Annotated in this window: 9 protein-coding genes; 7 read left to right on the top strand and 2 right to left on the bottom strand. The window is 63.2% G+C overall.

The window, feature by feature from the left end:
- The first annotated feature begins 28 nt into the window (after nucleotides 1–28).
- From B6S01_RS01000 to B6S01_RS00990, 3 genes are all read left to right on the top strand, one after another.
- On the top strand, nucleotides 29–3934 hold the full coding sequence (locus B6S01_RS01000) for a CHAT domain-containing protein (RefSeq protein WP_037468506.1): 3906 nt from the start codon (nucleotides 29–31) through the stop codon (nucleotides 3932–3934).
- A 19-nt stretch (nucleotides 3935–3953) separates the two neighbouring features.
- Nucleotides 3954–4595, top strand: a complete 642-nt coding sequence (locus B6S01_RS00995) for a hypothetical protein (RefSeq protein ID WP_051908556.1) — start codon at nucleotides 3954–3956, stop codon at nucleotides 4593–4595.
- 274 nt (nucleotides 4596–4869) lie between these two features.
- Nucleotides 4870–5118: an EexN family lipoprotein gene (locus B6S01_RS00990; protein ID WP_156103406.1), complete on the top strand. Its 249-nt coding sequence runs from the start codon at nucleotides 4870–4872 to the stop codon at nucleotides 5116–5118.
- Between the two features lie 15 nt (nucleotides 5119–5133).
- On the opposite strand, the gene B6S01_RS00985 is transcribed toward B6S01_RS00990, so the two are convergent.
- Nucleotides 5134–6048 (bottom strand): HEPN domain-containing protein, encoded by a 915-nt coding sequence (locus B6S01_RS00985; RefSeq protein ID WP_231568074.1) that lies wholly within the window; start codon nucleotides 6046–6048, stop codon nucleotides 5134–5136.
- Nucleotides 6049–6225: 177 nt separating this feature from the next.
- Here B6S01_RS00985 and B6S01_RS00980 point away from each other — a divergent pair, with 177 nt between their 5' ends.
- From B6S01_RS00980 to B6S01_RS00970, 3 genes are read left to right on the top strand one after another with little or no spacing between them, the layout of a single operon-like run.
- Nucleotides 6226–6957, top strand: coding sequence for an ImuA family protein (locus tag B6S01_RS00980; RefSeq protein WP_037468504.1), 732 nt, complete (start codon nucleotides 6226–6228; stop codon nucleotides 6955–6957).
- Entirely contained in the window at nucleotides 6878–8428 is a 1551-nt protein-coding gene (locus B6S01_RS00975; RefSeq protein WP_037468501.1) for a Y-family DNA polymerase, read from the top strand. Before B6S01_RS00980 ends, B6S01_RS00975 begins: the two co-directional genes overlap by 80 nt.
- Nucleotides 8412–11774 (top strand): error-prone DNA polymerase, encoded by a 3363-nt coding sequence (locus B6S01_RS00970; RefSeq protein WP_081570256.1) that lies wholly within the window; start codon nucleotides 8412–8414, stop codon nucleotides 11772–11774. Before B6S01_RS00975 ends, B6S01_RS00970 begins: the two co-directional genes overlap by 17 nt.
- 56 nt (nucleotides 11775–11830) lie before the next feature.
- Here B6S01_RS00970 and B6S01_RS00965 read toward each other — a convergent pair whose 3' ends face one another.
- Complete coding sequence (locus tag B6S01_RS00965; protein ID WP_231568073.1) at nucleotides 11831–12367, bottom strand: arsinothricin resistance N-acetyltransferase ArsN1 family B; 537 nt, start codon at nucleotides 12365–12367, stop codon at nucleotides 11831–11833.
- 122 nt (nucleotides 12368–12489) lie between these two features.
- On the opposite strand from B6S01_RS00965, the gene B6S01_RS00960 reads away from it, so the two are divergent.
- On the top strand, nucleotides 12490–12819 hold the full coding sequence (locus B6S01_RS00960; RefSeq protein ID WP_037468498.1) for an ArsR/SmtB family transcription factor: 330 nt from the start codon (nucleotides 12490–12492) through the stop codon (nucleotides 12817–12819).
- Nucleotides 12820–12823: the final 4 nt, after the last annotated feature.

Here is a 12823-nt window from a genome sequence, read left to right as displayed (position 1 = left end):
TTGTTTACCTCTTAGGCGCGGCGACGGCATGATAATCGAAGAGCCTTCCGGCAACGACGGAAATGACGACGATCCCGCCACTTCTGGTGCATCGGAACGCGCGTTGATTTCGATTCAGCGTGGCGACTGGGCTGCTGCTGCGGACCATATTGTCCAATACTACTCCGATCAACCGAACGTTCTCGGCGGGTCCGACATATTGTGCCTTGACGTCGCAACGGTGCATCGTCGCATCAGCATCATCGCGGCGGCTCTCAGCGCGATTCATATCAATGGCAACGAACCGGCATTCCGTCGATATATTATTGTTTTGCCGCCGAATTCTGACGCCGACGCGTGGTTCACAACTTTTTGGGATAACTTTCGCGAGGTCTACGAACGTTTTTCGGGATGCGAACTTTCCGGACAACACGAGGCTGCGCGCCGCGCGACATTCGTCATCGAGGTGATGCCGAACCTCCTCACTGGCGGGATCGTCGAACGCATTGCCGATGCAAACGACTTCACGGCGATCGTCGTTGTCAACGCGGCTGCCTATCGCGCGGACGACATTCAACCCAACGTTCCGCGTGGGCTTTCCGCGCCGATCCTTGATGAAGATTTCTGGGTGCCACAAGTTCATGGGCTTGCGGCTGCTGCGACGGCAAATGGCAAGGGTCGTCTCACCTACACGGCCATGGATACTGGGCTTTCCTACCCAAGCAGAAAGCCGCTCCAGGACCTGCTCCTTTCGATCGAGGGTTGTGGCGTTGTGTCGAGTTGGAGCGAAGACGGGCCTGACGACCTGATTGCCAAGCGCATCGACCAGTGGGCGCAATGGATTGACGAGGGTCGACTAGGTGCAGCTCTTCGCGATCTCGAAGGACTTCCTGCCAGCGCCGACCACCACAAAGAATTTCTCCGGATTCAGCTGATGAGCCGCGCCGGTTTTTCGGCGCACGTCTTACAGGCGATCCGCGGCGAAGCAGATCGCGGAGCCTCGCTTCTCCCAAGTGCGCGCGTTCGCCTCGCCCGAATTGCAGGCGAGGCAAACGCGTTAAGGCTTGCTGGCGAGCTTCTGGCTCCGGCGATCGCCGAACTTGATACGCTTGAATATCTCGAAACGGCACTTGGGATCGCAATGGACGGTGATCTTACCGTAATCGCCGCCGCCGCCGCAGCGCGGCTGGACGCGCTGTTCCCTGGCAACGAGAGCGTTGCACGTCGTGATCTTCGTCGGTTCGCCGCTGAGCGACAATATGCGTTGGCGGCGGATGTGGCGGCGGACCGGCTGCAAAACGGAGAATCCGCCGCCTTCTACCGAATACTCGACCAGAATCTCGGTGGCGCGACCGTCCCCGACTATAGTTCCTTCATCGCGCAGGCGGGCACCGATCAGGATCTTGCCACTGCCTATCGCATGGCGGCAGTCGACGATGCTATAGCTAGGGCGCTCCCGATTCATGCGTTTGAGCTAGTGCAGCCCTTGCCAATCGGAGCACACGCTGCACGCGGCGAGCGATACCTCATACATGTTCTAGGACAGATATTTCTGCTCGCGGGGTCCAAGGGCGCCTGGCCGATCGGACGCGAGCGGGTCGAGGACGCGATCGTCGCTCTGCTCAAGCGACTTGCCGACGACCCTTCGCGGGCAGACCTTCGCGTATCGCTATCTGAACTCCTCGAAGCTCCAGCGTCGGGTACCGATGGTCTTGCCATTCTCGCAATCATCAATGCAAAACTTGCGAATCAAACCATCAAAGCGCTTCCGGACGCATTCATCAGCACGGCTGGAATGGAATGGCTGATGGAGAAGAAGCCGTTCATGGAATCGGTCTTCCAATGGATCAAGAGCGAGGAACCGGCAATAATTGGGCGGCTGACGCTCCCCCCCGAACTCTTGAGCGAAGATGCGGATGCCGTTGTTTCTAGTGTTTCCGAATATCTCTCTCATGCGCCCGCCGGTTCGGCCGAGGAGGAACACAGTCATGTAACTTGGCTGCTCGTGGCATCGGCCTTTGCACGCCACTCAGCGGATCCCGATATCGATCTCGCGTTGCTGCGTGTTGTCGCGGGTCGTCTAGTGTCCACAGGATCAGCGCAGCCAGCTCGCGACCTTGTCGAGCAGGCGCTTCTCAATGGGGCGAGTACGCCGCGCCGGCGACGCCTCGCCTGGTTCGCCCTAGCGGATGTTTATGCGCGCTCATCCAACTTTGTGGATGCGATGGTCGCACTCGCGTGCGCGATGCTTGCCGATGACGAAGCGGAACTCGAGCAGCTCTATCAGGAGGCCGTAACGCTCGCACGACTGACGCGTGACGCTAATTTATACCGTGAGGCCAAGCGGATGGCCGCGCGGTCTCGCTTTTGGCTCGAAGCAATGGGCAAGGCCGACACACACGGACATTTCGCGGACACACTGGATATCCAGATCCGCCATAGGGAACTCCTTCAGAAGCGGGACTTCGAGGGGCTGGCCGCGTTGCTTCCCGACGCGATTGCCAACGGCAACGATGTCCTGGCGAGCAACGCCATGACCGCGCCGATTGCCGCAGTCGTCGGCCAGTTGCTGCGCGAGATGCGCGATAGCAATCATGGTGTCGAAGACGCGGAGACGCTTTTCGGCGAACTTCTGGCGCGAACGGATTCCCGAACCCGTGCGATGCTTGAGGCCGCCGCCGCCGCCAGCCCCAGCGCCGAGACTGTGTTCGAGGTTTTGAAGGGCCGCGGAGCTTCTCGCTACTCCGCCGATGCCGGGTTTGACCTGAGAGACGTCACAATTATCGCCAGCCGTGCACTTGGAGCTTCCGAGATCATACGCCAGCCGCAACAAGCGTCATTCCTCCTCGATCTCCTTGCTGACTATGGCGTTGCACTTCCCGGTTGGGACGAAGCCGCAGTTCCTCCGCCGCTTGCGAAGGCGATCGAGGAGAGCGGCGAATACGCGCGCGCGATTTCCCTCACCGGTATTTCCGTTGTCCAGGCGGGTTTCGATGATCGCGGCCGCCTCGTCAGGGTGAGTACCATCGGCGGCGATGTCGGCCCGCCGGTTGTTGAAGCCGACGACCATTTCACTGAGGCGAGGCTTCGGCAATGGGCTGAGAGATTCCCGTTCGGCTATGGACTCGATGATCGACCGCCTAACATTTTTTATACAACGACTGATAATCTTCGCTTTTCAGACCTGCCCCCAGGTCCAATTGTGCTGATCCCCGAGGCAAGCCTTCAGTCGTTCCCGCCAAATTTGCTTTTTGTTGACAGCGAGTTCGCTGGTCGGACGCGGCCGATGGCTTCGGCGCCATCCCTCGCTTGGCTCGCGGGTGCGCGCCGAACCGGCTTGATCGGCGACGGACGCTATTGTGCATGGATTTCGACAGCGGGTGGAGGCGAAAGCCAGACTCTTGCGATGGTCGCGGAACGGCTAGAAAGTTGCTTCAATGAGCACCAATTCATTGCGGACAACGGCCCGACCCTTCCGGCGTCCTTCGCTGGATCAACGCTTGCGGTGGTAACAGCGCACGGTGGAGTCAATTCCGAGGGCCGTTATTTCCAGATGGTGTCGGACGAGGGCGTATTGAAGGTAAGTGCTGGCGAGCTCGCCAATGCTTTGAGGAACGTCGGAATTGTGATTCTATTTGTTTGCAGTGGCGGGCGCGCGGACAAGCATCCGGCCGCAAATACTTCCGTCGGTCTTGCCAAGCAGATACTTGATCGAGGCTGCGCTGCTGTGATTGCTTCGCCATGGCCGCTCGATTCTCGCGTTCCATCGCACTGGCTCCCGGCCTTTCTCCAGCATTGGAAGAATGGGGCCCGCATCATCGAGGCTTGTTTCGAGGCAAACAAGCTGGTCGACGACCGGTTCGCGCAGGATCCCTCATATGGCCTCGCGATGACCTTGTTCGGCAACCCCGACCTCCGGCATCCGACCACCGACTTAGGCGGTCAAGCCTGCTGAGCGAAAGGGTATGGTGCGCATGGCGACAAGCAGTGAACTCATCTATTTTAGGTCGCGCATTCTTCATGGCGATCTTTTCCTCGCGGATAGCGATCTATCAGCCGGTACGAAACTTTCGAGCCGCTGGGTTGCTGCGTGTAAGACAGCGCTTGTGGCGCTCGGCGAGCTCGCCGATCTCGCGCCGGCTTTGCAGCCGCTCTACCGCGAGTATCCTTCGCTCGGCGAGACCGTCAAAGAATTAGCGAGCGCGCTGCGCTTCGCAAAGTATCTGCGCAATGTCTTTGCAGGGCATATCAACGATGCACTGATCGCAAAGACCTACGAATGGCGCCCTGAGCTCAGGGCGCTTCCAGATAAGCGCGATCTTACTGCAACCGCGATTCTCAACCTCTTTGTTCTTGAAACCGCGATTAACACCTACGTCACCGAAGACGGTTCACATGGCATGTTCGAAAGCGAGACCGATCTTTTATATCCGCCCGATATGGAGCGCTTTCTCGCCTGGCTGTCCTCTACAATCAGATCTGCGATACAACTCTGTGATGATCTTGGTGCAGCGACCCATAGCCAAGTCACGCCGTTAGGAGATGGCGCCGAGATGTTCGATGCTTTTCGCGCAGCCGGTCTAACTGATTTCGAACGTCTTAAGAAGGGTCGGTGATCCAACGGATTCCGGATGGCGGAGATCGAGGCGCAGGCTGCCGGTTTGGGCGTGAAGCCGGGCGTTGAGAACAAGTTCGAGAACTTGCGCCGCCGCTTTTAGCCGAGGCTTGCACATATGCGACGGCCGCCCGGCGGTGATGCCTTTATCAAATGCCCGGCGTGCTGGCGATGGTGTGCGCTAACAATCGCTCTCGATTTGAGAGTTTCTGCGGTCTTTTGTTGATCGGTGGTGACGCCCCGCGATAATTTGTTGGCTCGCAAAGGAGAGCCTGATGAGGACGCAAGTTATTGGAATTGTTCTTCTCGGAACCGCGCTGGCGAGCTGCGGGAAGGAAGAGCCGCGCAGCAAGCAGTATTTCGACGCACATGTCGACGAGGCGCGCGAGGTGTTCGCGGGGTGCCAAGATGGCTCTGTTCGCGGCAACGAATGCAACAACGCCGAGATGGCCGTTATCCGGGCCGACGCGAAGGCGCGGAGCAAGCGGTTTGTCGGTGACGGGAAAGCCTATACGCCCCGTTGACCGTGGGGCGGAGCGCTACAGTCCGGCGGCCGAACGCAGCCGGTCCAGTTGTTCCTGGCAAAGTCGCTCGACGATCTCGCGCAGGTTGCGGGCCGCAGCCGCGAGCGCTTCGAGGTCCTCCACGGTGATTTCGTAGTTCGGCGAATATCGTGCCTCGACATAGGCGCGCTTCAACAGCTCGAAACGGCGCCGATCCAATTTGCTCTCGCGGGGCCAAGCCTCCACAAGCTGCGGCTCCCGGTCTTCGGCGAGCGAACGCAAGAATTTGATGTTGTGCGAGCGCGGGAAATAGAAGGTGCTGGTGAGCAAGAAGCACGCGTAGGCACGTTCAACCGCTTGATGTAGCGAAAATGCGGCCGCCTTCCGCCAGATCAGCTCATTGTCACCGCGCTGAGCCTGAAAATCCACCGTCTGCAATTGAACGTCTATCGCCGGCAGCGATGTTTCAAAATACTCGACCGCCATCCGATACGCATCGGTCGGCGTCAGTGGCTTCGGCACCGCCAGCGGATGGTTGGGCAAATCGTAGAGCAGAATTCCGTCGCGCAGGATGTCGACCCAGAAATATTCGCCGCGGGTCAGCGCCTTGTTCACGTCGGCTAGCGTATGGACGATGATGTTTAGCGTCCGGTCGACGTCGGGATCACGAAGGATCTTGTCCTCGGCGATATACCAGTGGTCGGAGATATCCGTCAGGTCCTCGTGGCTGACGATGACCAGCAGATCGAAGTCCGACTGATAGCCGTTCTCGGGCTCGTCGACCCAGTCGCTGCGCGCATAGCTGCCGAACAGGATGATCTTCAGAATCTTGCCGTTGCGCTTGGCGGGCATCGTCGCACGTTCGATCGATCGCGCGAATTCCTCCATCAGCACGGTCTTGATGCGCTGGAGTTCGCCCTGCTGCCGCGCGGGAAGATGATCGATGTCCATTTTCATTTCAGCCCCTGAATCTGGCCGACAATCAAGACTCTGGCAAGCCAAACTCGATTCATTCCGGACCTGATCGCATCGTGATCGGCCTGCCCTTTGCGGCGTCCCGCTTGACTCGGCAAGCCGACAAGGAACAAAGAGGAAACGAATCAACTATCTGCCGAGTCCTATGTTATCATGCGCCACCCTGCCGTCCTCGCCGATCTTCGCGCCAAAATTGCGCGGATCGAAGGCGTGTGCGCGCGGCACGAGGTGCTTCCGTTCGGCGTCGAGGCGGTCGATTCGCGACTCCCGGGCGGCGGAATCGCGACCGGCGCGCTCCACGAGATAGCCGGAAGCCCCGAGCTCGCCGACGATGCGAGCGCGACGATCTTCCTCGCCGGCATCCTCGCGCGGACCGAAGGGACTGTTTTCTGGTGCCTGCGCTGGCACGACCTGTTCGCCCCTGCCCTGCATCTCGCGGGATTGCACCCCGACCGCGTGATCCATGTCGAGGCGGGCAGCGACACCAATGTCCTGCTCGCGATGGAAGAATGCTTGCGCCATCCTGGCCTCGCCGGCGTCGTCGGCGAGGTGAGCAAATATTCGACGACGGCGTCGAAGCGCCTCCAGCTCGCCGCCGAAACCTCGGGCGTTCCGGCGTTCGTCTTTCGCCGCACCTGCAAGGCCGACCAAGCCGCCGAGGGCACGGCCGCGGTGACGCGCTGGCGGATCACCGCGAGCCCAAGCGAGGACCTTGGCATTCCGAGCCTTGGCCGCCCACGCTGGCGCGTCGCGCTCGAACGCGTACGCGGCGGCAATCCGCATTTCTGGATATTGGAGGGCTGCGATGCGACGGGTCGTATCGCTCTTCCTGCCGCACTGGTCGACCGACCGGCTGCGCAGGAAGACCGGCAAGCCGCGGCCTGACGGCGGCACCCCTGCCCGGCCGCTCGTTACCGCGATCCCCGACCATGGCCGGCGGATCGTCGCCGCGGTCGACGGGGACGCCCGCTCGCTCGGCATCCGCCCCGGCATGACGATCACCAAGGCGCGCGCCTTCGCGCCCGAACTCGATGTCGTCGACGCCGAGCCCGAGGCCGATTTCGAGGGATTGCGCCGTCTCGCGCTTTGGGCAGGTGCGCGCTATTCGCCGGTCGTCGCGCCCGATCCGCCCGACGGCCTCTGGCTCGACATCACCGGCTGCGCCGCGCGCTTCTCGACCGAGCGCGCGCTGCTCAAGGATCTCCACCGCCGCACCGCCGCCTTCGGCCTCGCGCTCCAGATCGCGGTTGCCGACACTGCGGGCTGCGCGCACGCGGTCGCGCGTTATGTCCCCGCGGGGCGCCCGGTCACGATCGAGCCCGGCGCGCACCGCAAGGCGATGGCGCTGCTGCCGATCCGGGCGCTTCGCCTGCCGCCCGCCGACGTCGAGGCGCTGCGCAAGCTCGGCTTCGAGCGGATCGAGCAGTTGATCGGCGCCCCGCGCGGCCCACTCGCCAAAAGGTTCGGGCGCGAGCTGCACCGCCGCCTCGACCAGGCGTTCGGCACGCTGCCCGAGCCGATCGAACCGATCTTCCCCGATCAGCTCCCGCGCGCGCGGCGCGGTTTCATGGAGCCGATCGCGACCGCCGAAGCCTTTGCGCAGGTCATCGGCGACCTCGCGCGCGATATCGCGGACCAGCTCGGTCGCCTCGGCAAGGGCGCGCGCCGGCTCGACTGCTATTTCCACCGCGTCGATGGCCATGTGCAGGCGATCCGCGTCGGCACCGCGGCACCGTCGCGCGATCCCAAGCATCTCGCGAAACTTCTCTCCGCGAAGATCGAAACCATCGAGCCCGGGCTCGGCATCGAGGCGATGACGCTCGTCGCGCCGCTTATCGAGGTGCAGGCACTGCGCCAGGGCGAGAGTCTCGAAAGCCTGACGCGGCGCGGTCCCGACCTTCCCGCGCTCGTCGACGCGCTCGCCAACCGCTTCGGGCAACGCAGCCTGCACCGGACGATGCCCCAGGCAGGCGCGATGCCCGAGCGATCGGTCGCAATCACGCCGGCGCTGCGCCAAGCCGATGGCGCGGCATGGTCCGACGAGCTCCCGCGCCCGTCACGGATGCTGGCGCGGCCCGAACCCGTCGACGTGATTGCCCTGCTCCCCGACGACGCGCCGCGCCTCTTCGTCTGGCGCCGCAAGCGCTACCGCGTGACGCAGGGCGATGGGCCCGAGCGCCTGCAGGGCGAATGGTGGCGCGACGGCGGGATAGAAGGCGAGACGCCGCTGAGCGTGCGCGACTATTACCAGGTCGAGACCGAGGCCGGCGGGCGCTATTGGCTGTTCCGCCTTGGCGACGGCGTCCATGCTGCGACCGGCTCGATGCGCTGGTTTATTCATGGAGCATTCGCTTGAGAATGCGACCGAACCCGAAAGCCTTCGCGTGAGCGGGGCCGAACCCGCTTATGTCGAACTGCAGGTCACCACGCATTTCAGCTTCCTGCGCGGCGCCTCGTCGCCCGACGAGCTGTTCGCCGCCGCCGCGCTGCTGGGCCTGCCCGCGCTCGGGATCGTCGACCGCCATTCGGTCGCGGGCATCGTCCGCGCATGGGATGCCGAGAAGGCAACGGGCGTGCGTGCGATCGTCGGTTCGCGGCTCGACCTCACCGACGGCACCGCCCTCCTCGTCTATCCGACCGACAAGGCGGCGTATGGCCGCATGTGCCGGCTGCTCAGCGTCGGCAAAGGCCGCGCCGGCAAGGGCGCGTGCCATCTCGACTGGCCCGATGTCGAGGAATGGAACGAAGGGCTGATCGCCTGCCTCGTTCCCGATCGCGCCGACGCGACCACCGAAGGCGCGCTCGAACGCACGAAACGCATCTTCGGCGACCGCGCCTATATGGCGCTGACGATCCGCCGCCGCCCGCGCGACGCGATCCGGTTGCGCGACCTCGCGGCGCTGGCGGCCGCCGCGCGCGTCCCGACCGTGGCAACCGGCGATGTCCTCTACCACGCCCCCGAGCGCCGCCTGCTGCAGGACGTTGTCACCTGCATCCGAGAGAAATGCACGATCGACGATCTCGGCGATCGCCGCGAGCGCTTCGCCGACAGGCACCTCAAATCGGCTACCGAGATGGAGCGGCTCTTTCGCCGCTACCTCAAGGACGCCTCGCCCGTCGCGCGCACGGTCGAATTCGCGGAGCGATGCACCTTCAGCCTCGAGGAGCTGCGCTACCAATATCCCGACGAAATCCGCGTGCCTGGCCGAACGCCGCAACAGGAACTCGAGCTTCTCACCTGGGAGAAAGCCCCCGCGCGCTATCCCGAGGGCATCGGCGGCAAGGTGCGGACACAGCTAGAGCATGAGCTCCGATTGATCGGACAGCTCGATTACGCACCCTATTTTTTGACGGTCCACTCGATCGTTGCCGAGGCGCGTCGCCGCGAGATCCTCTGTCAGGGCCGCGGCTCGGCGGCGAACAGTGCGGTCTGCTATGTGCTCGGCATCACCTCGATCGACCCGGTACGCTCCGAACTGTTGTTCGAGCGCTTCGTCTCGGCCGAGCGGCGCGAGCCCCCCGATATCGACGTCGATTTCGAGCATGAGCGGCGCGAGGAAATCATCCAGTGGATCTATGAGACCTATGGCCGCACACGCAGCGCGCTCACCGCGGTGGTCACCCGCTACCGCTCGCGCGGCGCGGTGCGCGAGGTCGGCAAGGCGCTTGGCCTCAGCGAAGACATGACCGCGGGGCTCGCGGGCGCGGTCTGGGGCTATAGCCGCGAAGGCGTCGACGAAAGCCATGCGGCGGCGCTGAACCTCGACATGGCGGATAAGCGGCTGATGCTGACGCTCGAGCTCGCGCGCACGCTCATCAACACCCCGCGCCATCTCTCGCAGCATCCCGGCGGGTTCGTGCTGACACGCGACCGGCTCGACGAGCTGGTGCCGATCGAACCCGCCGCGATGGACGACCGCCAGGTCATCGAATGGGACAAGGACGATATCGACGCGCTGGGCTTCATGAAGGTCGATGTGCTCGGATTGGGCATGCTCTCCTGCATGCGCCGCGCCTTCGAATTCCTGCGCGAAGCCAAGGGCATCGACCATGATCTTTCGACGATCCCTGCGGAAGATCCCGCGACCTACGCGATGATCCGCAAGGCCGACACGCTCGGCGTCTTCCAGATCGAAAGCCGTGCGCAGATGGCGTCGATCCCGCTGATGGCGCCGCGCACCTTCTACGATCTCGTGATCCAGGTCGCGATCGTCCGCCCCGGCCCGATCCAGGGCGACATGGTCCATCCCTATCGCCGCCGCCGCAACGGGCAGGAAGAGGTCACCTACCCGACCCCCGAGCTGCGCCGCGTGCTCGAAAAGACGCTCGGCGTCCCGCTCTTCCAGGAACAGGCGATGCGCGTCGCGATCGAATGCGCGGGATTCACGCCGAGCGAGGCCGATCTCCTCCGCCGCGCGATGGCGACATTCAAGCTGACCGGCGGCGTCTCGCATTTTCGCGACAAGCTCATCAACGGCATGGTCGCGCGCGGTTACGAGCAGGAATTCGCCGAGAAGACCTTCAAGCAGATCGAGGGCTTCGGCTCCTACGGCTTTCCCGAAAGCCATGCCGCGAGCTTCGCGCTGATCGCCTATGCCTCGTCGTGGATGAAATGCCATCATCCCGATGTCTTTTGCGCCGCGCTGCTCAACGCGCAGCCGATGGGCTTTTACGCGCCGGCGCAGATCGTCCGCGATGCGCGCCAGCATGGCGTCGAGGTGCGCCCGATCGACGTCAACCACAGCCGCTGGGACTGCACACTCGAAGAAACCCGCGGCAAATATCTCGCGGTGCGCCTCGGCCTGCGCATGGTGCGCGGGCTCGCCAACGAGGATGGCGCGGCGATCGTTACTGCGCGTGCCGACACGCCGTTCACGAGCGCCGAGGAAATCCAGCGTCGCGCGGGCGTCGGTCGCGGTGCGCTCGACCGGATTGGCGACGCCGACGGCTTCGCCTCGCTCGGTTCGTCGCGTCGCGAAGGCTTGTGGGAGGTGAAGGGCCTTGGCCACGCGGCGCTTCCGCTCTTCGCTGCCGCCGACGAGCGCGCGGGCATGCTGCAGCGTGAGGCGCTCGAACCTGCCGTTCCGCTCGCGCCGATGTGCGAAGGCGCCGAAGTCGTTGAGGACTACCGCGCCTCGGGGCTATCGCTCCGCGCGCATCCGCTTGCTTTCCTCCGCGACGAGCTGCGCGCGCGCAAGATGATCAGCTGCCAGGAATTGCAGAGCGTCAAGGACGGGCGCTGGATCGAACTCGCCGGGGTCGTGCTCGTCCGCCAGAAGCCGGGATCGGCGAAGGGCGTCATGTTCATCACGCTCGAAGACGAGACCAATGTCGCCAATCTCGTCGTCTGGACCAAGGTCTTCGAGGCCAATCGCCGCACGGTGCTCGGCGCGTCGATGATGGGGGTGCGCGGCCAGGTGCAGCGCGAGGGCGAGGTCATCCATGTCATCGCGCAGCGGCTCGACGATCTGTCGCCGCTGCTCGCGAGCGTCGGCAACCGTGCCGATGTCGCCGATGTTTATCGCGTCAGCCGCGCCGATGTCGTGAAGAGCCCGGTCGGCCGCGACCCGCGCGACCCGACGACACAACCGCTCGGCCGCAATCCGCGCGATATTTTCATTCCCGACCTCCGGCTCGGCTCGGGCATCATCCCCGGCAAGCCGACCGAGGGCATCAAGATCAAGCCGCGCGACTTTCGATAGGTACGAAACAACGAAGTAAGGGGGTCTTCTCGGCTACTCCGGCCCGTTCGCATCGCTCACAGCAGTCGTTGCCACCAACCGACATCGTGCCAAGCATCAAATTTTCGTCCGACCTCGCGGTAGATGCCCACCAACTCGAACCCCATGACTTCGTGCAGCGCGACGCTCGCGTCGTTTGGCAGCGCGATACCGGCGAACGCAGCATGATAGCCCAGGCTTGCTGCGGCAGGCAGCAGTCGGGCATATAGACAGCGCGCGACGCCACGCCGTTGTGCGCCCGGCGCCACATAAACGGTTACATCGACCGACGTCCGATAAGCCGCACGAGTCCTATGCTCAGAGGCATATGCATAACCCACGATGCGTCCATCCTCTTCCGCCACCAGATAAGGATAGCGGGGCAGAATAGCCGCAATCCGCCTTTCGATTTCCACGATGTCTGGCGGCACATCCTCGAAGGAGATCGTGGTCGAAGTTACATAGGGCGCGTAAATGGCCTGAACCGCTGGCGCATCCCCCATGGCTATTTGACGGACATGCATGTTGCACCACCCCAGAAGCAGAATTTCGTCAAACTGGCCCGACGCGTCCATGCGATCAAGAGCGTAGGTCCACTGACGCGCAGGATGCGCGACAAGAACATGCAGCCGGCCAAATACATCGTATTTTTCCGATAGGTCTTGACGCGCACACACCCATCGGATAATTCCGATACATGAACACCGACGCCGCCCTTGCAGCGCTCGCTGCGCTGGCACACCCGACAAGGCTCGAAGCGTTCCGCTTGCTGGTCCAGCACGAGCCCGAAGGGCTATCGACCGGGCAGCTCGTCGCCGCTTCGGGACTGACGCAAAGCACCTTCTCCACACATCTCGCGGTCTTGGCAAAGGCGGGTATGGTCAAATCGGAGAAGCGCGGGCGGCAGTTCATCCAACGCGCGGAGATCGACGCGTTGAAGGGGCTGATGCTCTTTCTCGCGAAGGACTGCTGCCAGGGCCGCGCCGAGCTGTGCGAGCCGCTGCTCGCCGAACTTGCCTGCTGCTGACGGA

The sequence above is a fragment of the Sphingobium herbicidovorans genome (assembly GCF_002080435.1).
Taxonomy (GTDB): Bacteria; Pseudomonadota; Alphaproteobacteria; order Sphingomonadales; family Sphingomonadaceae; genus Sphingobium; species Sphingobium herbicidovorans.
The sequence above is the reverse complement of the archived record's forward strand: the minus strand, read 5'-3'. Positions and strand labels throughout refer to the sequence as shown.